The organism is Collinsella sp. AF19-1LB (assembly GCF_003459655.1).
GTDB lineage: Bacteria > Actinomycetota > Coriobacteriia > Coriobacteriales > Coriobacteriaceae > Collinsella.
This window is the reverse complement of record NZ_QRWO01000035.1, coordinates 1-20,623: the sequence shown is the minus strand read 5'-3', so window position 1 is coordinate 20,623 and position 20,623 is coordinate 1. Positions and strand designations below refer to the sequence as shown.

At 57.7% G+C, this 20,623-nt stretch carries 28 protein-coding genes; 27 read left to right on the top strand and 1 reads right to left on the bottom strand.

Translation table 11 applies throughout. The annotated features are described in order from the left end of the window. The first annotated feature begins 323 nt into the window (after positions 1-323). The 25 genes from DWX39_RS09725 to DWX39_RS09610 all read left to right on the top strand — a co-directional run bounded on the left by DWX39_RS09725 (position 324) and on the right by DWX39_RS09610 (position 17,412). Complete coding sequence (locus DWX39_RS09725; RefSeq protein ID WP_117759677.1) at positions 324-719, top strand: HNH endonuclease; 396 nt, start codon at positions 324-326, stop codon at positions 717-719. Between the two features lie 12 nt (positions 720-731). Continuing rightward, on the top strand, positions 732-947 hold the full coding sequence (locus DWX39_RS09720) for a hypothetical protein (protein ID WP_117759675.1): 216 nt from the start codon (positions 732-734) through the stop codon (positions 945-947). Between the two features lie 180 nt (positions 948-1,127). After that, entirely contained in the window at positions 1,128-1,508 is a 381-nt protein-coding gene (locus DWX39_RS09715; protein WP_117759674.1) for a helix-turn-helix domain-containing protein, read from the top strand. A gap of 11 nt (positions 1,509-1,519) precedes the next feature. Next, on the top strand, positions 1,520-1,693 hold the full coding sequence (locus DWX39_RS11045) for a hypothetical protein (RefSeq protein ID WP_158557012.1): 174 nt from the start codon (positions 1,520-1,522) through the stop codon (positions 1,691-1,693). Positions 1,694-1,915: 222 nt separating this feature from the next. Next, complete coding sequence (locus DWX39_RS09710) at positions 1,916-2,173, top strand: Flp family type IVb pilin (protein WP_199411491.1); 258 nt, start codon at positions 1,916-1,918, stop codon at positions 2,171-2,173. A 96-nt stretch (positions 2,174-2,269) separates the two neighbouring features. Beyond that, complete coding sequence (locus DWX39_RS09705; RefSeq protein WP_199411490.1) at positions 2,270-2,527, top strand: Flp family type IVb pilin; 258 nt, start codon at positions 2,270-2,272, stop codon at positions 2,525-2,527. 90 nt (positions 2,528-2,617) lie between these two features. Then, positions 2,618-3,430 (top strand): prepilin peptidase, encoded by an 813-nt coding sequence (locus DWX39_RS09700; RefSeq protein ID WP_117759672.1) that lies wholly within the window; start codon positions 2,618-2,620, stop codon positions 3,428-3,430. 49 nt (positions 3,431-3,479) lie between these two features. Beyond that, positions 3,480-3,911 carry a TadE family protein gene (locus DWX39_RS09695; RefSeq protein ID WP_158561651.1) on the top strand — a complete coding sequence of 144 codons (432 nt, stop codon included), beginning with the start codon at positions 3,480-3,482 and terminating at the stop codon, positions 3,909-3,911. Then, entirely contained in the window at positions 3,908-4,384 is a 477-nt protein-coding gene (locus DWX39_RS09690) for a TadE family protein (RefSeq protein WP_117759668.1), read from the top strand. The genes DWX39_RS09695 and DWX39_RS09690 overlap by 4 nt, the downstream gene beginning before the upstream one ends. Further along, complete coding sequence (locus DWX39_RS09685) at positions 4,385-4,996, top strand: hypothetical protein (protein WP_117759666.1); 612 nt, start codon at positions 4,385-4,387, stop codon at positions 4,994-4,996. It abuts the gene before it with no gap. A 54-nt stretch (positions 4,997-5,050) separates the two neighbouring features. Further along, positions 5,051-5,938 carry a Flp pilus assembly protein CpaB gene (cpaB, locus tag DWX39_RS09680; RefSeq protein ID WP_158561650.1) on the top strand — a complete coding sequence of 296 codons (888 nt, stop codon included), beginning with the start codon at positions 5,051-5,053 and terminating at the stop codon, positions 5,936-5,938. Between the two features lie 2 nt (positions 5,939-5,940). Further along, complete coding sequence (locus DWX39_RS09675; protein WP_117759662.1) at positions 5,941-7,254, top strand: CpaF family protein; 1,314 nt, start codon at positions 5,941-5,943, stop codon at positions 7,252-7,254. A gap of 2 nt (positions 7,255-7,256) precedes the next feature. Beyond that, a complete protein-coding gene (locus DWX39_RS09670; RefSeq protein ID WP_117759660.1) occupies positions 7,257-8,186 on the top strand; it encodes a type II secretion system F family protein in 930 nt (309 codons plus the stop codon). Between the two features lie 11 nt (positions 8,187-8,197). Continuing rightward, entirely contained in the window at positions 8,198-9,085 is an 888-nt protein-coding gene (locus DWX39_RS09665; RefSeq protein WP_117759659.1) for a type II secretion system F family protein, read from the top strand. Between the two features lie 15 nt (positions 9,086-9,100). After that, complete coding sequence (locus tag DWX39_RS09660) at positions 9,101-9,544, top strand: DUF5684 domain-containing protein (protein WP_117759657.1); 444 nt, start codon at positions 9,101-9,103, stop codon at positions 9,542-9,544. Between the two features lie 321 nt (positions 9,545-9,865). After that, positions 9,866-10,963 (top strand): hypothetical protein, encoded by a 1,098-nt coding sequence (locus tag DWX39_RS09655; RefSeq protein ID WP_117759655.1) that lies wholly within the window; start codon positions 9,866-9,868, stop codon positions 10,961-10,963. A gap of 24 nt (positions 10,964-10,987) precedes the next feature. Further along, positions 10,988-11,443, top strand: a complete 456-nt coding sequence (locus tag DWX39_RS09650; RefSeq protein WP_147336396.1) for a hypothetical protein — start codon at positions 10,988-10,990, stop codon at positions 11,441-11,443. A gap of 220 nt (positions 11,444-11,663) precedes the next feature. After that, positions 11,664-12,869: an ArdC family protein gene (locus tag DWX39_RS09645; RefSeq protein WP_117759651.1), complete on the top strand. Its 1,206-nt coding sequence runs from the start codon at positions 11,664-11,666 to the stop codon at positions 12,867-12,869. Positions 12,870-12,871: 2 nt separating this feature from the next. Then, positions 12,872-13,309 carry a hypothetical protein gene (locus DWX39_RS09640; RefSeq protein ID WP_117759649.1) on the top strand — a complete coding sequence of 146 codons (438 nt, stop codon included), beginning with the start codon at positions 12,872-12,874 and terminating at the stop codon, positions 13,307-13,309. A gap of 85 nt (positions 13,310-13,394) precedes the next feature. Further along, the gene (locus DWX39_RS09635; protein WP_117759647.1) at positions 13,395-13,904 is read left to right on the top strand and encodes a hypothetical protein; all 510 of its coding nucleotides are present in this window, start codon (positions 13,395-13,397) and stop codon (positions 13,902-13,904) included. Between the two features lie 150 nt (positions 13,905-14,054). Then, a complete protein-coding gene (locus DWX39_RS09630) occupies positions 14,055-14,642 on the top strand; it encodes a hypothetical protein (RefSeq protein WP_117759645.1) in 588 nt (195 codons plus the stop codon). Between the two features lie 10 nt (positions 14,643-14,652). Next, a complete protein-coding gene (locus DWX39_RS09625; RefSeq protein WP_117759644.1) occupies positions 14,653-15,150 on the top strand; it encodes a hypothetical protein in 498 nt (165 codons plus the stop codon). Then, positions 15,147-16,346 carry a hypothetical protein gene (locus tag DWX39_RS09620; RefSeq protein WP_117759642.1) on the top strand — a complete coding sequence of 400 codons (1,200 nt, stop codon included), beginning with the start codon at positions 15,147-15,149 and terminating at the stop codon, positions 16,344-16,346. The genes DWX39_RS09625 and DWX39_RS09620 overlap by 4 nt, the downstream gene beginning before the upstream one ends. Further along, positions 16,346-16,981: a DUF3846 domain-containing protein gene (locus DWX39_RS09615; protein ID WP_158561649.1), complete on the top strand. Its 636-nt coding sequence runs from the start codon at positions 16,346-16,348 to the stop codon at positions 16,979-16,981. The genes DWX39_RS09620 and DWX39_RS09615 overlap by 1 nt, the downstream gene beginning before the upstream one ends. 2 nt (positions 16,982-16,983) lie before the next feature. Continuing rightward, a complete protein-coding gene (locus DWX39_RS09610; RefSeq protein WP_117759638.1) occupies positions 16,984-17,412 on the top strand; it encodes a hypothetical protein in 429 nt (142 codons plus the stop codon). A 23-nt stretch (positions 17,413-17,435) separates the two neighbouring features. Here DWX39_RS09610 and DWX39_RS09605 read toward each other — a convergent pair whose 3' ends face one another. Continuing rightward, complete coding sequence (locus tag DWX39_RS09605; protein WP_117759636.1) at positions 17,436-17,660, bottom strand: hypothetical protein; 225 nt, start codon at positions 17,658-17,660, stop codon at positions 17,436-17,438. Positions 17,661-17,815: 155 nt separating this feature from the next. Between DWX39_RS09605 and DWX39_RS09600 the strand changes: the two genes are divergently transcribed. Then, the gene (locus tag DWX39_RS09600; RefSeq protein ID WP_117759634.1) at positions 17,816-18,250 is read left to right on the top strand and encodes a hypothetical protein; all 435 of its coding nucleotides are present in this window, start codon (positions 17,816-17,818) and stop codon (positions 18,248-18,250) included. 4 nt (positions 18,251-18,254) lie between these two features. Next, the coding region (locus DWX39_RS09595) for a hypothetical protein (protein WP_147336394.1) at positions 18,255-20,623 on the top strand (2,369 nt) is incomplete at its 3' end.

The window sequence follows — 20,623 nt, the reverse complement described above, 5'->3', positions numbered from 1 at the left end:
AACAACTATTCGGGCAACTCTTGTCTTGGCATTGGCAGCCTTTGGTGGGAGCGATCGGTGAGTCCGTACCGCTCCTACGCCTTCCTCCTTGTCAGTGCCGACGGCGATCCGTCGGCCGGCCGCGTTGCGGCGGGCTCGTATTGCGTCTGTCCCGCTTTCTCCTTCTAAATCCATCTGCATCTATTGAAAAGCCTGCGCAATCCCGCGTGAGCTTTTCTTTTCGACATCCCCCCGCCGTTGCCGCAGCGGCAGTACGTTATTGGCAGGCATTGGGGTTCGGTATGTTTGGCATAGAAGATCATCAACATACTGAAGGGGTAGGTATGGATCAAGTCATCGATGCCATGATGCCGTTCTTTACGCTTGCTATTGTCCTGTTTGGCATAGAGACCGTGTTCGATATGTTCTGGCGCGAGCATAAGAAGGCCCAGCGGGAGCGTGAGCGTGAGAAAAAGCGGGAGAAGCGGCGACAGGAGTACCAAGACCGCCGCATGGCGAACGATGCCGAGCATGCGAAGGTTACCCGAGCCATACGATATGACGTCCTGCGCCGCGACGGGTTCAAGTGTGTAAGGTGCGGACGCGGTAGCGCCGACGGGGTCAAGTTGCACGTCGACCATATCGTCCCCGTCTCGCGCGGCGGTAAGTCGGTTATGGACAACCTCCAGACCCTTTGCGAGGACTGCAACTGCGGCAAGGGAAACAAGTACGTTGAATAGGAGAATCGGATTATGTATCAAACGGTAATCGGCTCGGACGGCAAACTGCATCTCGAACGGCAATTCGGCCACCAGAGGATCGACCTTACCACGGGAGACGTCAAGACGGTCATCCCGGGGTTTGGAGGCATGAACACCGTCATCGATGGGAACGGCACCCATACCGAGATGCAAATCGGTAACATGCGCCAGACGATCGGCAAGAACGGGTTCGACTGGACGCTGTAGGTGGGGTCTGCCGCTACAAATCTGTTTCTAATCGTACGGTATGTTGATTCTGCTCTGATGCTATCTTCGGGACGGGCGGAATCATATTGAACGGGGGTCAGAATGACCCTACTTAAGTTTTACGGTCGGCTGGGTTAAGTTTTGGCTTGTACAAAATCTCAACTCAACGGGCGGCTACTTATGAATACTTACAAGGACGTAACCCGCAGGGAACAAATCGCAGGACGTGACATCGAATCCGGGGACAAGGAACTCGGTGTCCGCATCTGGCGAATCATGCGAAAAAAGGGTCTGAACCAGAGTTCGCTCTCGGAGGCCTCTGGAGTATCCAAGAACATTATCACTCGCCTACTGACGGGTCGCAGAATGACCTCCTTCGAGAATATCGAGAGGATCGCCACGGTGCTCGACGTCTCGCTTGACGAGTTCAGGCCACCTGCACATCGCCCGCGTAAGGAATTTGCGGGTTCAGTCCAGGCAAAGCAAGGGAACAAGGTCGATGCGTCTCGTTCGAATGATGAGCGCGACCTCGAACCTGATGGCATCAACCTCTATAAATAGGAAGCGATTTCGTGAAGAAGTATTTCGTGCTGGTCAATAAGGAAGGCCTGCCATATATCTCCATCAAGCGAGAGCCGAACGATTGCCCGCTCGTCGGCATCTGCTCGGATTTGGCAAGCGCCAAGTCGCTCATGAAGGCATTTCTCGAGTCGCGCGACAAGGGGAAAGGCATTAAGCCAGAATAGCGCGAGATGATTCCAATAACAGTGTTTTAACGGTCGGCCGATACAGTCGACCGTTTTTTATTGGCTCCCCTTTCTGGCGGTTCTCTAAAAACCACCAAGTTATGAAGGAATGTGATTGCCGCAGCGGCACGACATAATTTCTCACTTGACGGAGTCCGATTATGTTCGCCGAGGGAGCGCGCCCCTCGCCTTCTATCGTTCTCAACTGAGAGGATTCATCCAATGGAATTCGTCAACTCCGCCTGCGCCCACGCCGTGGTCGCCAAGAACCAGCTCAAGAACAAGCTCGTGCGTGACTTCCGCGCCGCCCGTGCCGGCGAGCTGTCCGGTCAGGGCCTCATCGAGTACGTCCTGATCATCGCCGTCATCTCGCTCGTCGTCGTCTTCGCCGGCCCCGCCGTAGCAGGTGCCATCCGCAATCAGTTCAACAAGATTGCCACCACCCTGACCACCGGTACCACCTCCGGTTTCGGTGCCTAGTCGCCAAGACTTCGTTTCTGCCTGATGGGTGAGACAGACCGTCAAGCCCGTCAGGCAGATTTGCTCTGTGTATTTCCGCTAGAGAGGAACACTCCAATGGATTTCGTCAACTCCGCCTGCGCCCGCGCCGTGGTCGCCAAGAACCAGCTCAAGAACAAGCTCGTGCGTGACTTCCGCGCCGCCCGTGCCGGCGAGCTGTCCGGTCAGGGCCTCATCGAGTACGTCCTGATCATCGCCGTCATCTCGCTCGTCGTCGTCTTCGCCGGCCCCGCCGTCGCAGGCGCCATCCGCAATCAGTTCACCAAGATTTCCGAGACCTTGAACACCGGTACCGGTACCGGTTTCGGTGCCTAGTGGCTGAGCTGCTTGTGTTATTCGGCACCATCCGTTTCCCAAAGACGGCCGGTGCCTTTTCTTTTTAGACAGAGACCGACAGGAGACCCTATGACCGCAATCAATGGAGTAATAGGAGGTATCGGCGCGGTGTTCATCCTTGCCGGAGCCATCTTCTCGCTCGCGGCGAAGAAGCGTGATGCCGAGGAAGTCGATACCGCACAGATCCATGCCATCGAGAACGGTCTTGAGACGGACGCCGAGTGGGTCGAGGAGATCCGCGACGGGGCGTTCAAGGGGCTCGTCAGCCCTTCTGTCGCCCGCGCCGCCCGCTCCGCCTGCGATTTCAGCGATGAAGACCTCGTAGGTATCGAGAAGTCCTATAAGTTCTGGGGCGGCCGCGAAGACGGCCGATTCGATACGGGCTGCTCGGATTGGCTGCTGGGAGTCGGCCTTGTCGGCGGCGTCGCCGCCGGTGCCATCGCCAGCGCCTTGACAGAGCCCGCCTTCGGCTTTTGGATCGCCACGTTCATCAGTATCTGCGTCAATGATTTCAGGTACCGCCGTATCGACCTCTACTCCATCGGCTTCCTCGCCCTCTTCGGACTTCTCATGGGCGGCGGTGCGGATATCCCGCAAAGGATCGCCCAAGGGCTTTGCCTTAGCGCGGTGCTGTACCTCGCCGCCGGCGGTGCGAAATTGGTTTGCGGAAAAGAGGCTTTCGGCTTGGGCGATGTCCTGTTGCTCGGAGCCGTTGGAGCTTCGGCGACGTATAGCTCTTCTGCGCTTTTGGCTGGGTGCCTTACCCTGCTCGCCGAATGTAGCGCCACGCTTGCCGTCCTCAAGATCAGGAAATCGGACACGGCTTTGCCCTTCGCTCCCCTCGCCTTTCTTCCCGCCCTCGCCTTCGTATTAGCTGCGTGATGCCATGAAACGATATTCAAATAGCCATCGATTTAAAGGGCAGTCCCTCGTGGAGTTCGTCCTGTGCGCCCCGTTGCTCATCGTCATGCTGTTCGCACTGCTCGACGGGTCGGCCTACTACCGCAGCGCCATGTGCGTGCGTACGGCCGCCACCGAGGCGGCCACGTTCTACACGAAGCGGCCCGATGCATCCGATGCCGATGTCAAGGCCCATGTACTCGCTTGCGTCAAGGGAACCGAAGGCATCGAGTTCTCCTTCAGCACGGAGGACGCCGGCACTGCGGAGAGTAACTATACGATGCGCGTCAAGCAATCCAGCGGCTGGAAGACTGCGGACGTGAAGACCGTTACGAAAAGCAAGGCGTTCACCTGTAAGAAGACCATTAAGACCTTTCTGCCCTCGCTTTTCGGCGAGGGGAATACCGCCACCGCCACGGCAACCGTGGTGGGCAGCTCCTCGGAAGAAGGTGTGCTGCGATGAGATTCCATCAGCTTCGCGGCCAGACGACCGTAGAGTTCGCCTTTGCGGGCATCTGGCTCATCCTTTTGATGATGGCCGTGCTGTGCTTCGGCTTCATCACCTTCCAGAAGTCCTCGTTCGACTACCAGGTATCGCATATGGCAGACGAGCTCCCCAGCGGTTGGGAGTCTATGGATGCCAAGCGGGTCGTGAAGAGCTGCGTCGCGGCCGCCTCGGGGCTTTCCGAGGACGATATCGAGGTCAACTCCGCCGAGATCCATCTCGAGGACAAAGGCAGCACCGACCTCGGCAACAGCACTGCAGTTCAGCTCGGAAGCGAGCTGAAGACGACGACCGCCAGCTATCTCGACATCAGCGCCGATATCACCGTCCACCTGGGTCGAGGTATCGGATTTGCGGGTGCCGGCGGTATCCCCTACCGGAGATCCGTCAGGCAGAGCTTCACCGTCGAGCGCCGTTGGGAGGTGGCATAGATGGAACGATTCGGCAAGGAAAGCACACGCGGGCAGGCGCTCGTGATGTTCGTCCTAGTCGCCGCCGTCCTCGTAATGGTGCTGGGGTTGGCGATCGATGCGTCGGGCGCTTGGTGGAAATCGCAGCGGCAAAACGATGCGATTGAAATCGCCAAGGAATCAGCCCTTTCGCGCAGCAACGAAATCAAGTTCAATGCCACGGATTCGACCCGCGCCCTCGACGAGATCATCTATTCATCCCTGACGGAGAACCTTCGCGACCTCAGCAGCTCAGAGGTCTCCGTGACCTCGTGGGAGGTACCAGAAACCAAGACCGGCAGCATGAACAGGCTTATCGGAGTCGAGGTCTCGGTTACCGGCACGTACAGGTGCGTTTTCGCCCAGACGTTCGGGTTCGCCTCGGTCCCCGTCAAGAACACCATCACGTTCACCATCAACCCGTATTCATCTACCGAGGTTTGGCGGCAGAACTCCGCCGGCCATGGCTGCAGGCTGGTCAAGTCCGCAGACAAGTCGGTGGGTCAGGAAACCTATACGACGCTCAGCATGGCCTCGGATATCTCCGATGCGCTGAACGATGCAATTAACAAGGGACTCGCGGAACTCTCGTGAGTGCCGGAGCCATAAGCGATGATACAGGCGCTCGCGCCGCCGGAAAGGAACACCATGTTCAACAAGAAGGATAAGGATCCCATTGAGCCTATGGAGGGCGAGGAGGTCAAGAAAAAGGGATTTCCCGCGTTCGGTCGCAAGAGGGAGAAGGACCCTGCGGCAAAAATCGTGACGCCCGAGAAACGCCGCCGCCAGCTCTCTTGGCTCTGCGGTGCGTGCGCTGCGGTCGCGGTCGGCTCGCTGGCATTTGCGGCCGTGGAGTTCACCGTAGCCCAGGATACGGTCGCAAAAAGCCAGGCGGACATGATCGAAATCGTCGTTCCCAAGGAGACCATCAAGGCGGGAACCCCCATCACCGCCGACATGCTCGAGGAGGCGCAAGTGCCCAAGCGCTACGTGCCTGCCGATGCGGCCGATGGGTCGAGCAAGTCCGATCTTATCGGCAAGGCTCCCGTCGGCGACTTGTCGGCCGGCGTGCCGATTTCCATGGGCACCGTGCAGGGTTCGTCCAATCCGTCGTCCATCTCGCTCGCGCTCGCTTCCGGCCATGTCGCGCGAACCTTCTCGCTGGATGCCGCCGCCAGCATGTCGCCGCTGCTCAAGCCGGGCGACTATGTCACCGTGACCGCGACCTTCAAGTCCGGCAACGGCTCCACGCAGCAGACCGTCGCCTACCAGAACGTCAAGGTCCTCGCAACCGACGCCACGCTCCAGAGTTCCGACGGCTCCTCTCAGAGCGCCGGCTACTCGACCGTCACCCTTGAGCTGACGCCCGAGCAACTCTCTGAAATCGGCACCGCCGATTCCATCAGCCTCGCCGCCCAGCCGCTCAGTGAGAACCCGAAGGACGATTCCGACCCCGATGCCCTCGATGCGCAGAGTGATAGCGATTCCGGCACCGCGCCCGTCGTGGACGCAGATGATACCCCGGCTGAGGAGTAAACATGCTCGATAAGATGTACGACAACGCCGTCGCCGAGGTCATGTCGCGATGCGCCAACGACCTGCAAAATCAGGTGGCCCTCGTCGGAGAGGTGTCCGACGGCATCGAGCGCCTGCAAGACCGCGCCCTCGCATACGTCAGCCGCTCGCCGGCCTTCGAGGACGCGGATGAGGACGTGAAGCGCCAGGCGGCCAAGTTCGTCGTAGACGACCTGTTCCAGCTCGGCCCCATCGAGGAGTTGCTCTGGGACCCGGAAGTGTCGGAAATCATGGTCAACTCGCCCGATCAGGTCATGGTCGAGCGGCGCGGCAAAATCACGCCCTCGGGCGTACATTTCTTCGATGAGGAGCATGTCCAGAGAACTATCGCACGAATCGTCTCCTCGGACGGGCGCAGGTGCGACAACCAGAGCCCGCTTTGCGACTGCATGCTGCATCGCACGGGGGCGCCGTTCGACGGCAGCCGCGTCAACGCCGTGGCCTTCGGTATCGCAAAACATTGGACGCTCGACGTCCGTAAGTTCCGCAACGACGCCCTCACGCCCGAATCGCTTATCGCCAACGGATCCATGGACGAAAACATGGCGGACTTCCTGCAGGCACTCGTCCTCGCACGCATGAACATCGTCATCGAGGGCGGCACCGGTTCGGGCAAGACCACACTGCTCAACGCGCTCTCCAACTTCATCCCCGACGGCCAACGCATCATCACGGTCGAGGACACCGCCGAGCTCAACTTGGCGAAGAGCCACGTCCTGTCGCTCCAGTCCCGCCCCGCCAACAACGAGGGCAAGGGCGAGATCACGCTCCAGCAGCTGGTCATCAACACGCTGCGCCAGCGCCCCGACCGCATCGTCGTCGGCGAGTGCCGAGGACCGGAAGCGTTCGACATGCTCCAGGCCATGAACTCGGGCCATGACGGCTCGCTCACGACCACGCACGCGAACAATCCGCGTGCCGCCCTCGACCGCCTGCAAAACCTCGTGCAGATGAGCCGCGCGGGCGCGAACATGCCCCCCGATGCCATCATGAAGATCATCACCGAGGCGGTGGACTTCGTGGTCGAGATCAAGCGCCTCCCCGATGGCAGCCGCCGCGTCAACAACATCTGCGAGGTCTGCGGCATGCAGGGCAATGTGCCTACCGTCGGCTCCATCATGAAGTTCCAGAAAACGGGCGTCGATTCCAACGGCCGCATCAAGGGGGAGTTCCGCCCCACCGGCTCGCGCATCGTCTCCGAGGACCATAAGGAGCGCTTCTACTCCAACGGTGTCGAGATTAAGCCCAGCTGGTTCGACAACGGAGGGTTGTGGTAGCCATGAACCAAACTCTGGTCAGCTATTTTTTCTACGGCGTCACGTACGTCCTGATCATCGCGGTGCTGACGCTGTGCGTCATGGCGCTTCTCGTCTCCAGGCAGCTGCGCGTCCTCTCCGAGCGCCGCAACGTCTACCATGAGGGCGAAGAGGTTTCCAAGAAGAAGCATTCCAGCATCCTCGTCGAACTCCGTGAGGTCGCACGCCAGCATATCGAGGGCAGCGGCGTGAAGTTCTCCTTGAACGAGTTCATGAGCATCTGGGCGGCCTGCACTGCGGTGCCGCCCCTGCTCGGCATCGTCATGGGCATGAACGCGGCCGCCGTCATGCTGCTCGCGGCCCTCGGGGCATTCCTGCCGCTGTTCTTCCTGTCTGCCAAGAAGAAGCACAGCGAGAAGCGATTCGAGGAGCTTCTGGGTCAGACCATGCCGCTCATCTCGGCAAACCTTCGCGGCGGCGCGATGCTGTCGCAGGCAATCCGCCCCGTCGCGGAGAACATGGACGAGCCCATCAAGAGCGAGTTCGAACAGCTCCGCCGTGACATGGACCGCGGCATGCCCGTGGACAAGGCGCTCGACAAGTTGGCCGAGCGAAATAATTCCGCCGACCTCAAGCTGTTCGCCTCGGCTGTCCGCGCCCAGATGCGTACCGGCGGCTCGCTGGCGGATATCGTCGACTCGGTGGGCAGCACCATCCAGCAGCGCTGCGAGATGCGCCAGATGGTCCGTTCCCGCACCTCGCAGGCTCGCTTCACGGCCATCCTCATGGTCTGCGTGCCGCCCGCGCTGGGACTTGTCTTCTATATCGGCAACGACATGTACCGCGAGTTCTATTCGAGCGCCATGGGACTGGTCGTCATTTGCATCTGCGCCCTGCTCGAGATCCTCGGCTATTTCATCGCCAACAAGATGCTCGACATCAAGACCGACTAGGAGTGCTTCATATGATCGTAGACGGAACAACTATCGGCCTTATCGGCGCGGGGTCGCTCGCGGCGGGTCTCAGCACCACGCTGGCGGTGCAGAAGAAATTCGGCATCGAGGTGCGCAACCTCAATCAGAAGACGCTCAAGCAGCGCAGCGAGGAGATGCAGGACCGCTTCAAGTTCGGCCAGCCGTTCCAGGGGTCTGCCCTCTTCGGTGCCATGTCGCGTGAACAGGAGGAGCGCCAGCGAGATGCAATCAAACGCTCGGGCCTTAAAATCTCGGCGCTGATGTTCTGGGCCTCCAAGATCATCTGCATCGCCGTCGGCATCATGGTCGGCGTGCTTATCGGCACCAAGCTGAACGGACTTGCGACCGTTGCGGCTGGCGGTCTGGGCGGCATGGTCGGGTATATCCTGCCCGAGCTCTACCTGCTCCAGAAGCGCCGCGAATGGCGCAATAACATCGAGCGCGAGCTGCCCAATGCCCTTGACCTCATGTCCATCTCGATGGCCGCAGGCTCAACGTTCGACGATGCCGTGCGCACGGTGGCCGAGAACTCCGAGGGAGCGCTTGCCGAGGGCTTCCGCGACGTACTGGCCAACGCCCGCTTCATGGATATCACCGATGCGCTCAAGCAGTTCGCCTCTAATGCCGGCGTGCAGCCGCTCACCATCTTCGTGGCCTCGCTTATCCAGGCGCGACAGACCGGAGCCGAGTTCGTCGAGGTGCTCGAGAACCAAGCGCAGACGGTGCGCACGTATCGCAGGCAGAAGCTGGAGGAGGAAATCAACAAGATCGGCACCAAGATGCTCATCCCGATCATCTTCCTGATCTTCCCCGCCCTGTTCGGCGTGCTTCTGTCGCCTGCAGCCATGTCGGCTATCCTGGCTATGGGCAGCCTGTAGGAAAGGGGGTTTCAGATGCTCGATGCTATCGAGTCGGCCCTGCTCGGTCTTCTCGTTGTCTTGCTGGCGTTTATCTGGCTCGTGCCCATTGCCGGCAAATGGAAGGTCTATGGGAAGCTCGGGATGCCCGGTTGGTATTCGATTGTCCCGGTCTATGCCGACTACAAGCTGTGCGAGCGCGTGCATCGCGGCGACGGTACAAGGACGTTTCTCATGGCGTACCTTATCGTGCTTATCTGCTCGTGGGTGTTTTGCTGGGTCGATATGCTTAGCTGGGTGCTTGCATTGGTTCAGCTCGTGATGAATATCATCGTGCTTAACGACCTGTCCCATGCTTTCGGAAAGGAGACCGGCTACACGATCGGGCTTGCCATCGCTGGGTTCATCTTCTGGACGATACTCGGGTTTGGTTCCAGCGAGCCTGTCGATCTGGATAGCGATTCGGACGATGAGTTCTAGGGGTTAAGAGGGATAATAACAAGTAGCTGTGCCGCGGGGCGCCATTTTGGGCGCCCCTTTTGTTTGGCTGGGTGGATGCTAGATAGTTGCGTGTAGCCCTGTAGGGTTGTAGCCCTGTAGCGGTGTAGCTAGGTGGACTAGGTGTTGCACGGCAATAAGCGGTTGTCTGCGTTAAACATCTTTCTGATGTCAAGGAAATGGGCAAATTATCTTGATGAAAGATGGGCGGGTTCTACTTGTGTCCCGTTCGGAGTTGAGTAATGGGCGGGGCTTGAGAATCGAGGAAGGAAATGAATCCCCTTGATTTAGGAGATGAGCCGGATGGGTTCTCAAATCACTAAAATCCCCTCTATCTGCGGAGACCAATACCCTGGTATCGGATATCAGGTGGATTGCGGCGAGTCGGTTCGCGTTGCGATGGCGTGGCCTTCTGCTTCTGCCGGCGGCTGGCGCAGCCTCACCATGGAGGTACCGAAAAAGCTCAGCCTTGAAACTGAGTTGAACGGCGTTTCGGTGGAGACGCTCTTGAAATCCGCAGGTGAGCTATTCGAAGATAACGACCTTGATGGGTTCAGGCAATTCGAGCAAATGCTCGGGGATAAGTTGCCCAGTACGGTCGTACGGCTATTTGCCCGCTATGCGCCCGTCGATTTGACTTACGCGGGCAACGCGGAGGCATGTCGCGCTGAAATCGAGGAATTTCTCGGTGGAGATATCCCCGAGCTCGAAACTGGGGACACGGTAATAGCATCTGGGAAATTCCGCGCCGTACTTGTGCCTGTGGGCTCCGATCCCGTTGCCATTGGAATCGACAGCGGGCAAGACATTATGAATCACGTTGGAGGTTTCTTCAACGAGGCTACGGGAAACATGCCCTGCGATAGGGGCAAGGGAATCGTGCCGTTGGATGTCTTTCCATTCAATGTCTCGATATACGTCAATGGTAGGACTATCTCTCCTAATAGGTCTCTTTCCGTCCCTCAGTCTAACTGTCAACCTAATCGTGCCTTCTACGCAACCGAGAGCATGGAAAAAGAAGGCTGCCGTTCTTCAATCGATGGCAAACCCGTGGTCGCAGGCCTGCCCATGTCCGTGCTTTACGGAAATATCGTCGTCAATGGTTTCAATCCCGACCGCGCTTGTGACAGGTCTCTCACTGATGGCGAGATGATGGATGTTATGAACTACTTCCAGCGCGAGAGCCCTCGCGACAGCGGGCGCGAAGTAGCTCTTGTTGTCCAAAACGGTCTGTATGGCGAGTTGAGGGAGTCGCTTACTCATGACTCTCCTAGCTGTCCAGATGTCCAAGGCAAGTGCGATAGCAGCGAGTCGATTGATGACCTTATGGCGCAGGCGGTCGAGGTTGCGGACGATGGCGAGATGAGCCTTGAGGTCAATCTGGACAACGTGGACCGTTAAATGCGAATCATCGAGGAGGAAACTATGTCTATAGAGAGTGACCGTGCCGGAACGAACACCACCAGTGTCGATGAGTGGCGCGATGGGATGGTCGAGCAAGTTTCGGAATACATGGACAAGATTAAGGATCTGGATGCGAAGGAAGTAGTAGGTGCAGACACGGTATTCGAAGAGGCATTCGAATCGATCGGGGATAACGCGACCGATGCGGTAATGGACATGTTGGACGTCTATACGCACTCGGACACTTCTGGTCGTTCGGCTATCGCCGAGGTGTTCCATGCACTCACGGGCGCAACTTTCGACTACTTCCTCACGCAGGCATCGGATGCATGCCAGCAGACGCTCTGCTTGGTTGAAGATGAATCGCTCGATGAGCTCATGGCGCAGAAGGTTGAGGACTATCGCGCTGGCAGGCTTGAGACCTACAGCATCGATGAGGTAAGGGCGCATTGTGGCTTGTCCAATGATGAGCGCTAAGGGATTAGAATAATAACAAGCTGCTTTGCTGCGGGGCGCCATTAAGAGCGCCCCGTTTGTTTTGCCAAGTGTATGGCGGAAAGCCTTGTAGGCGTGTAGCCCGGTAGCCGGGTAGCGGCGTAGCGAGGTTGGTCAGGCTACTTGTGTCCCCAGGTGGGGTGTAGAGGTAGCAGGCGTTTATGTTCGAGATAGATTGTCCGAGCGTGAATGGGAGCTATCTATGGCCAAGAAAACCTATGGCAAATATTCCGGTAAGAGCCCGACTGAGAAGCTGACGGATGCACGGCAGGCGCTATTCGATGCGCTTCTGGCGGATATGGAGCGTGAGGGTTCCCGATGGGTCAAGGAGTGGTCGTTCCCCCATCCGCCTATGAACGGCGTGACCGGCAAGGGTTATGGGCCGCGAAATACCGCTATGCTCATGTACGCCATGAGGGACGGCGGGTTCAGGGACCCGCGATTCGCCACGTTCAAAATGGCATCGGATAAGGGGTGCCACATCATCAAGGGATCGCATGGCTATCCTATCGAGCGTTGGAAGCGCATGCTCGTCAGCAAGACGGATCCGACGGCCCGACTCAAACAGCCCAAGACCGAGGAAGAATGGAAAATCGCGCTCGCGAATCCCGAGTATAAGGAAGAGCCGCGCTGCGTCGGCACGTTCACGGTGTTCAACGCCGAGCAGATGGAGAATACGGAAAACCTCGTCTCCGTCGAATGCTTCAAGCCCATCGAGCCCGATCGCGTGGCCGACGGCATCGTCAAGGCATCGCCCTGCCCCGTAATCGAGACACCGAACGCTGAGGCGTTCTACCTGCCGGGCGCAGACAAGATTTACGTCCCGCAGCGCAACCAGTTCACGAACGTCGAATCGTTCTGCCGAACGCTGCTCCACGAGATGGGGCACGCCACGGGCCATCCGAGCAGAAACAACCGCGAACAGTGCGGACTGAAGCAGGATCGACAGAAGTACGCCTTCGAGGAACTCATCGCCGAGCTCTCGAGCGTGTTCACCGCGAACGCCATCGGTCTCGATCTCCGCAACGTCGACGACGACAAACCCCTTGCCGCCAACGAGGTTGATGCCATGTCGAACTCGGCCGCCTACCTCAAGAGTTGGTCCCAGGAGTTCAAGGATCCGGGCGGCGAGCTACTGAAGGCCGCATCGCGGGCGAGCAAGGCGACCGATTACCTCGTGAAAGACTGCTTCATCCCGAAGCTCGGGAAGGACTACTTCAAGTCCCCAGAACTCGCTACCGAGGCAGTAGCCGACGTCGATATGGGGCGCGGCGGTGAGTTCGAAATCGAACAGGACGGCAGTGAGTTCAGTCTCGATGAGCTGTGTGAGTCCAAATGCGATGAAGCGGACATCGCCAACGGCGATGTTGAGGTGCCGATGACGCCGCGCTGCGGGGAGGAGCGTTAGACATGAACGATGGCCTGAATATCAATTCGTTTGACGAGCTTAAGGTCGCGCTGGACAACGCTCTGCGCAATGGCGCGGCTTCACCTGAGGCGGCAGATTACCTGATGGAGCGATTCGAAGTTCTCTGCATGGATATCGACAACGTGTTTCTCGCCATATCCGCCAATGACATCAAGGAGGAATATCCGAACCTTACGATGGATGAGGCTCGCGAGGTGCGTGATAGCGCCAACGAGAACCTTTGGAACTCGGGTGGATATGACGACATCAACGATGTGGCTTGGGGTCAAATCGAGGCTGAGGTGAAGAGCGTCAAGGATATAGGCTGCGTTTCCCACGGCAGGGAGACATGCCTTGATGAGCTTGCTGAAACATACGGCGAGAATGACGCCTGCCACAACGGGGACGGTCTGTGCGATGCAGGCACACACGCCAGGTAGATGCTACTTTCGTCCCTTGCCGTGACTCTGGCAGTTCGAGCTTCATGCTAGTCAGTAAGTTATCAATTCGCGTGATGGAGGAACCATGAGCGAGCAGAACAACATGAACAAGGGCAAGGTCCGTATCGATTTCCCCCCGAAATGGGTGACCGCCGAGAAGGCCAATGGCGAGCCGTACACCATCTCCAACGGCAAGGGCGAGTCTTGGCCTGCCGTCAAGTGCACCCTTCCGAGCGGCACCAAGGTCGATGGCAAGGACCTCTCCGGCTTCAGCTTCACCACGTTCCAGAAGCCGTGGAACAAGACCGATATCGAGGCTGGCAAGGGCACGGGTGTCTTCGTCAATGCCGATCGCAATGTGAGCCTCTTCAAGTACGATCAGGACGGTCAGCGCCACGATGAGTCCGTGGAGCCGCAGAAGCTCTCCGATGCCGTCGAGGCCGCCCGTGCGGAGTACCGCGAGCAGCACCAGAGCCACGACCGCTCCCAGGAGCAGGAGACCGGTCTCGATGAGCTGTGTGAGCAGAAGACCGCTGAGGCCAATGAGCGCGAGAGCGGCTCTCAGGACCGCAGCTCCCAGAACGTCCAGCGCTAATCGCCGATAGCCATTGGATGCGGGGAGGGACGGATAGCCGTCCCTCCCCTTTTCTTTTGGCGCGAAGGCTACTTTCGTCCCCCTTGCGGCGTGTGCGGGACCTCAAAAGTACGCTGGGATACATCAAGTAATCAGAGAGATGGAGTAGCTATGTCAGAGGTAAAGCCGAGCATTGCCGAGCTGTATGAGTTCGGCGAGCTGGACATGGAGCTCGTGAACAAAATTGCCCACAACGAGCTGGATAAACGTAAAGGCGATACCCGTAGCCCGGTATATGCACTCGCATACGAAAACATCGACTGCTATGCCGATTCCGGATGCAGCGAAATAATCGAGAATTATGTTGCTGTTCTCGATTCTCAATTGACTGCCGAGGATTACGGCGGCGGCAAGATTTCTTCTGAGTTCATACTCGGTTCTGCTATCGCTCTTGGTGCGGCAGCTCAAGCTCGAGCTGATATTGAATATTTCGACCAGGAGTTCAAGCTGCCGCCCTCGAGAAGGTGGCCGTTAGTCTTGCGGAAGCAGAACAGCGCATCGAACGGGACGATCTCGCCGCGGGAATCGCATTCAACGCGGGACTCGAGATGGGATATATCGAGGGCAAACGAGGGGAACAGGGTCTGGATGATATCTGCACCGCGAAAAGCGAGGAGGCCGACCTTATCTCTGGCGGTGATGAGGTCAGTCGCGTTGGAATCGAAAACGAAATTTGACAGTCTAGGAAACGAAAAATAGGGAGAACGATATGAACGGTGGGTCTTGCAGCCTCTATATCGAGGGTAAGGGAAAGGTTTCCGTCAACATCGATGGGCATCCGAGCATGCCCCGTATGAGTTTTACCGGAGTTCAAGGACGCGGGGCCGTCGGTCACAGCCTTGCCCGCGTATGCGAGGAAAAGGCCGCCATTCGGTGCGCCCTGCGCAGTGCGGGGTTCGAGATTCCAAGGGCTAACGTCCGCATCGACATTGACGAGTCCGCATACGAGTTCGGACATATGTGCATCGAGAATGCCTGCGCACAGGGCATCGCCATCGCGAGCGGTCAGGCGGAGATGCCCGAGGGCGGCCGCGTGGCGGCCACTCCAATCGAGATCAACGGTTCGACGCTTCGCCTGGAGCCGATTAAGGACGGCATCGAGCGCGGGTTGGATGACCTTTGCGATGAGAAGCAGGCCGAGGCGGTTTTGGTCGAGGGGACGGCTGACCGCGATGGGCAGTTTGAGCATAAGGAGAGCGGACGATGAGCAAGATCGCAAACATCAGGGTCGACGTCGCGGCGAGCGATGCGGCCTATTACGCTTACGCCCCGCATGACAGCGTTATCCTACCGATGGCGCCTGACAAACTGCAAAAGGTCATCGATAAGATGACTTATTTCGGCAGGCACGACTATGCCATCGAGGATATTCGGACTTCCGGCAAGTTCGACAAGTTGCACTTCGCCGAGGACGAGCATGTGGACCTGCGAGCGCTCAACGCCATGGCGGAGTGCGTCAAGCGCAATCCCGACCTTGATTATGATGCCGTGCGCGACTACTGCGACAACTTCGATGTCCCGGTCGACCCGCTCATGGTTGGCAACGTCATCATGCAGGCCGATGATATGCCGTTTTGCGGCTATTCGGTCGCTGTCGATAGCGAGGCTCCGCTGCCCAGCGACCTGTGGCGGGCATACGGCCTCACGCTCCTCGACCAAGCCAGCGAAGAGCTCGAGTCGTGCGTGAACGACAATCGTCTCTCCCCTGCCTCGAAGGCCAGCCTCTTGAACATCGGCGAGTTGCTCGGCAATGTGCCTGCCGAGGCGCTGGGTGCTAGGATGGCGGCTGGCGGGGACGTGTGTCTCGGGCATAGCGGTTATTTCGACCGTAACTCCAATGAGGTCGACTTGATGAAATTCGATTTGAATGAACTCGAGCAGGCGGCTTTCGAGGGTGACCGCGATTTCGCGGCCGACCGTATCGTTGTCTATGCCGAGGATCGCGAAGCTGCCGATTTGGGACTCAATATCTCCCTGCCGCTGACACTGCCGATGGATGCCGCCGAGCTCGAAGGCGCCCTCAAGGACATAGCGGAAATGGAGGGGGTCGATGCTGGCGAGCTCGTCATGTGCGATTATGAACTTCACGGGCGCTTCCGTGAATATTCCTGGCATGATTTCGGTTCGGACGATCCAATTGTCGATATGAACCGCTTCGCGCAGGTCGTTGTGAACAACCCCGAGCTCAGCGTCGGGGAGCTCTTCTGCTACAACGATGACCATGAGATCTATGACATCGACGCCATCATCGAGTCCGCTGAGAAGATGATTGCCTCGCAAGGGGCGCCAGATGGGGATTTGTGTCTCGATAACCTCGCTGAAGCGAAGGGCGATGAGGCGGAGATGGTCAATGAGGGTATCGGGACTATCGGCGCCGGCGCTCTTGCGGGCGGTGAACGATGATGGATACGATTCGCGCCGTGCTGGTTCCCGTTAATGCCGAATGCCGCGAAGTCGAGCTGCCGGTCGATGAGAATGGGAGCTGTGGCGCCGCACTCAAGGGAATTGTCGGCGAGCGGGCCGTCAATGTATCCCAAGAGCTGCCCGACAAGTCTTTGGGAGATGCGGTCTGCGTCTATGTCAATGCTGAAGGGCTGGTGGCTTGCCCCGCCAACCGTGCAATCTGGGCCACCCAGGAGATGGCGGACGAGGATCTTCAGTCCCCTTTCACTGGCAAGACCGTCGTGGCGGGCGATCCAGCCGATGTGCTGTACGGCGATTTCGTCGTCGTGGGCTATGATCCGTATGAGGGGATGGAATGCTCCCTTTCCGATAAGGAAGTGCAGGACGTCGTTGATTTGTTCAGCGGTCGCGGCGGCCCGTACTCGGGCGTGTCGGCGCTCGGCTATATGGAATGCATGAAACCCGACCCAAAGCTCAGGGAGCAGGACGAGTGGAACAACGAGTCCTCGCAGATCGATGAGTTCATCTGCTATAAGAAGGACGAGGCCGCCCTGTACAACCAACGTCTCGAGGACGAATATTCCAACTCGTACGACGATAGCTGGCAGAACTCGTACGACAATACGGAGTGGTAGCCATGAGTGCGGTGAGCTACGGGCAGGCGGGGTACGTAGGTGCCTCCATGAGCGTCCGCGCCCGAGCGGCATATGAGCCGAACGAGATGCCGATGTCGAAGTGGACGCGCAAGGCAATCATCTCTGCCATCAAGGATTACTGCGATGATTTCGACCTTGCCTACGATTCTAAGATCGAGTCGATGACCAAGGCACAGCTCGCCGATACCTATCTCGAATATAAGTCCTGGCACCATACGGGACGGTTCGCACGAGGGATCGAGTTTTTCGGATTGGATGAGGATGCGGTCTGCGCGGACTTCCCCGAGATGGGGCTAGATCAAGTTACCGAGCGAGATGAGATTGGAATAGACGGATTTCTTGAAGCCAAAAGCGTAGAGGCGGGGCTATCGGAGGCAGTCGGGCTAGTGAGGGAGCCAGGCTTCCGGTAGGCGGATTTGCAGGGATCTGCCCCCTATATCATCCCCTGCTTTCGGAGCAGGTCTTCTAGCATCTCGCAGATTTTCTCGTCTTTGGCCTGCTGCTCCCTCTCGAGCTCCTGCCTATAGTACTGGTCGAGGTCTGGCTCCCATGTGCCGTATTGCTCGGCAAACTTTCTGCGCGACATGAGGTCGAGGATTAGGTAGACGATATAGGCGATTGCCAAAAGGACGATTACCGCTATGAGGATGTAAGCCAACGAGTTCCTCCAAGTGAATCTTATTTCGAGCACATTCTAGCAGTTTCGGCAGGTTGCGAAAGGCACAGGTGTTGCCGCAGCGGCAAGTCCGCGCGGGGCGAAATTGGCGCCGTTAGCATTTATTGAGTCAAGGAATCTGTGATTGGAGCGCCTAGATGGATGATTACAAAACTGATAGCGATGGCTTGAAGTCTCGCAGTTCGCTTAAAGAGTTCGTCAACAGCCTGTTTAAGCGTATCGGCATCGGACGAAGCGGAATCCTGTTCGCGGCGTGCTGTCTAGCGGCGGCTCCGCTGGTTCAGGCGGTGTGGACAATCATCCAGGCTCGTATCTTAGGAATTGCAGTTGCCGGTTCTTGGCATGAGCCGATTGGCTGGCTATTCACCGAAGGACGTGTAACTGTCCTCCCTATTCTTGTTGCCATGCTTAGCTTCTTTTGTTGGCGATTTGGTAAAAATCCAGCGTATGGGGCAATCCTGTTTTCCTTTGCCTCGTGTTATCTGTGCCGACCCCAAAATGACTACCTGTCCTTCGGCATCTCGGCTCTCATCGCGCTGCTTCTTATCGGCTTCGTTGTGTATAAGGACTAACGACATGGAACAGAAAAAGGCATCTCAAAATCAAAAAGGACTTTTGAATTTCAGCTTCTCCCGCCGAGGGCTTTTTGCACTTTTTGCAACTGTTGCGGGAATGGGTCTTTCTGGTCTGACGCCGAAAACAGCTGAAGCATTAGCAGGCATCGGTTTGGATCATCCCGATTGGCCTCGGTACTTCGGCAATGCGACTGATACTGGCGTTCTAACTCATCCCGATCGTACCCAAGGTTCCAATGATCGGTTGTTTGGCTATGCAAATCAATGGACGTTGTGGAGGATTTACAACGATGATAGGGATCGTCTGGGCTATGCCTTCGCCATGGCAGTCGAGTGTGATTACTCCAACGAGCTATATGACCATATCGTGTTTCGCCCCTATTTCTATTTCACTTCCTATTGCGAATCGAATAAATGGCATGGCTACTGGCTTGGCTCCAGCGATGGCGATGATAACAGGGGTTCCGTCTATATTGCCAGTGATACCCCAATTGGTAGCTTTCAAGGTAATTTCACCAATAATGGGTCAGATGGACATCCTGAACTGTCTCATTTGAATAGCGGTGGCTGGCTTTGGCGTGGTTGGGATGCCGGAACTAGGTATGAGACATTTATTCGCCGTGAAGCAGAGTCTCGCGCTCGCAATGTCTGGGCTAAATGTGAGGTTTTCAACGTTTGGCATAACAACGTTAGGCCGAGTCAAGATGTCTTTTCTACGCAGGAAGCCCCTAAAAAGGGCGATATGAACCTTCATACCGAAGCGATTCAAATCGGAAACGATGTGACGCTCTATGGCGGCGTATTCAAGCTCGTGCCGGTTGTCCTGCCAAATGCCCGTGTAGATGTCACACAGGGCGGATATGGCGCCGATGGACGGCCGTTCGCCCAATCGGGTAACGGCCGCGGACTGTGCTTTTATCACGACTATGACGGCGCCAATCAGATGTGGGCTTTCAAGCCGTATCTCGATGATGGCGTGGGAACCTTCACGTTCGCCCTCGCCAGCCTCATCAGCCCCAAGCTGGTCCAGACGCTCAACAATAACGGTCATATTGATGTGAACAGGTCTTGGAAAAACGGCAACATGGAGACGGGCAGTGCCGTCATTTGGGACATTCGAAAGGCATCAGGCCGAGAGAACTCCTGGTGGATCGACCATGAGCCGTCCGCCAGCAACGAAACAGACCATACCTGCTATTTCATCACCTCCGATGCTGACGGCCAGCGTCTCGACACTTGGGGGACATCGGGCGACGGCGGTGCCGTGCGCATCTCGAGTCCCGCGTGTCCCGGCGTATGGGGGGGATCAGAAGAATGCCAGTTTAAGTTTATCGAGGCGCGATGCGGCGGCTATGTGAAAAACAGTAAGAAGACCGCCAAGATCGGCGATAGCGTCACCTGTGTCGGGTTCATGCCTGACTCTAACGAAACTCCTACTCTGTCTTCCAACGGATGGATACATAGTGTCGCGAACCGCAAGGAGCTGCCGCCGCAGCCAATATATCGCTGGTATGTAACCCGCGATGTGGTCGATATCCCCGATGACGATGATGCGGTCATCATGGCAGGCTGCTGGGTATCTACTTGGGGCAAGCAGACCGAGGCCGCCGCACACCGCCATATCGGATATCCGCACGGTGGGCATTCCATCTACAACCTCGCCTTGCATGTCGAGGGGTCGCAATTCGCGGGTTCGATCTGCTACGCGGCTAGGGCTTGGGATTCCTCGGTCTGGGTGACTGGTCGGGATGGCGCGGAGATCTGTGGCTCCCCTATCGCTGAGGTCAAGATCTGGCTTACCGGCGAGCTGGCCGAGAACTATGACCTGTGCTATCGTTCCATCCCGCTCGACGGCAAGTGGACGGATACCGTCTATTCTTGCGGTCATTCCGATAACGATGGATCGGCGGCACCGTCTTGCGGTAGCATTGGTTCCGCAAAGATGTGCGGCCTCAACGTGCATCTCATCCGCAAGCCGCGCGGGGCTCGCGTGGTCAAGGAGTTTTCCTTCGATGACACGATTAAAATCGCCGAGGATATCTCCAAGGGCAATGATGCCGTTTGGCTGTGGTCGGCGGCGATGATGGGCATCACGACCGTACCGGAAGATGAGAAACGTTTCTGGAGCGACCGCCTGCTCGGTACCGTCGTGGTCGGTAGCGGTATGCCGAAGACTGAGGATGACGAACCGCCCAATCCTCCGACTCGGTTGCAGTCCGTCGTCCACTTTATGCTGGTCGATACCCTCGGCAATACGCAGGAGGTGCACACGGTCTACATCAAGCTCAACACCGACTACAGGACGAGCGAGCGCCAAGGCGATTTCTCGGACGCTCGCGCGGCCATCGAGCAGGTCATGCGCGACGAGGG

Coding starts and splice junctions, on each gene's coding strand:
- DWX39_RS09610 (WP_117759638.1), top strand. CDS start 16,984: ATGAGTGCGGTGAGCTACGGGCAGGCGGGGTACGTAGGTGCCTCCATG.
- DWX39_RS09640 (WP_117759649.1), top strand. CDS start 12,872: ATGAACGATGGCCTGAATATCAATTCGTTTGACGAGCTTAAGGTCGCG.
- DWX39_RS09635 (WP_117759647.1), top strand. CDS start 13,395: ATGAGCGAGCAGAACAACATGAACAAGGGCAAGGTCCGTATCGATTTC.
- DWX39_RS09660 (WP_117759657.1), top strand. CDS start 9,101: ATGCTCGATGCTATCGAGTCGGCCCTGCTCGGTCTTCTCGTTGTCTTG.
- DWX39_RS09655 (WP_117759655.1), top strand. CDS start 9,866: ATGGGTTCTCAAATCACTAAAATCCCCTCTATCTGCGGAGACCAATAC.
- DWX39_RS09630 (WP_117759645.1), top strand. CDS start 14,055: ATGTCAGAGGTAAAGCCGAGCATTGCCGAGCTGTATGAGTTCGGCGAG.
- DWX39_RS09645 (WP_117759651.1), top strand. CDS start 11,664: ATGGCCAAGAAAACCTATGGCAAATATTCCGGTAAGAGCCCGACTGAG.
- DWX39_RS09675 (WP_117759662.1), top strand. CDS start 5,941: ATGCTCGATAAGATGTACGACAACGCCGTCGCCGAGGTCATGTCGCGA.
- DWX39_RS09690 (WP_117759668.1), top strand. CDS start 3,908: ATGAGATTCCATCAGCTTCGCGGCCAGACGACCGTAGAGTTCGCCTTT.
- DWX39_RS09725 (WP_117759677.1), top strand. CDS start 324: ATGGATCAAGTCATCGATGCCATGATGCCGTTCTTTACGCTTGCTATT.
- DWX39_RS09670 (WP_117759660.1), top strand. CDS start 7,257: ATGAACCAAACTCTGGTCAGCTATTTTTTCTACGGCGTCACGTACGTC.
- DWX39_RS09600 (WP_117759634.1), top strand. CDS start 17,816: ATGGATGATTACAAAACTGATAGCGATGGCTTGAAGTCTCGCAGTTCG.
- cpaB (WP_158561650.1), top strand. CDS start 5,051: ATGTTCAACAAGAAGGATAAGGATCCCATTGAGCCTATGGAGGGCGAG.
- DWX39_RS09685 (WP_117759666.1), top strand. CDS start 4,385: ATGGAACGATTCGGCAAGGAAAGCACACGCGGGCAGGCGCTCGTGATG.
- DWX39_RS09715 (WP_117759674.1), top strand. CDS start 1,128: ATGAATACTTACAAGGACGTAACCCGCAGGGAACAAATCGCAGGACGT.
- DWX39_RS09665 (WP_117759659.1), top strand. CDS start 8,198: ATGATCGTAGACGGAACAACTATCGGCCTTATCGGCGCGGGGTCGCTC.
- DWX39_RS09720 (WP_117759675.1), top strand. CDS start 732: ATGTATCAAACGGTAATCGGCTCGGACGGCAAACTGCATCTCGAACGG.
- DWX39_RS09625 (WP_117759644.1), top strand. CDS start 14,653: ATGAACGGTGGGTCTTGCAGCCTCTATATCGAGGGTAAGGGAAAGGTT.
- DWX39_RS09650 (WP_147336396.1), top strand. CDS start 10,988: ATGTCTATAGAGAGTGACCGTGCCGGAACGAACACCACCAGTGTCGAT.
- DWX39_RS09615 (WP_158561649.1), top strand. CDS start 16,346: ATGGATACGATTCGCGCCGTGCTGGTTCCCGTTAATGCCGAATGCCGC.
- DWX39_RS09700 (WP_117759672.1), top strand. CDS start 2,618: ATGACCGCAATCAATGGAGTAATAGGAGGTATCGGCGCGGTGTTCATC.
- DWX39_RS09710 (WP_199411491.1), top strand. CDS start 1,916: ATGGAATTCGTCAACTCCGCCTGCGCCCACGCCGTGGTCGCCAAGAAC.
- DWX39_RS09705 (WP_199411490.1), top strand. CDS start 2,270: ATGGATTTCGTCAACTCCGCCTGCGCCCGCGCCGTGGTCGCCAAGAAC.
- DWX39_RS09620 (WP_117759642.1), top strand. CDS start 15,147: ATGAGCAAGATCGCAAACATCAGGGTCGACGTCGCGGCGAGCGATGCG.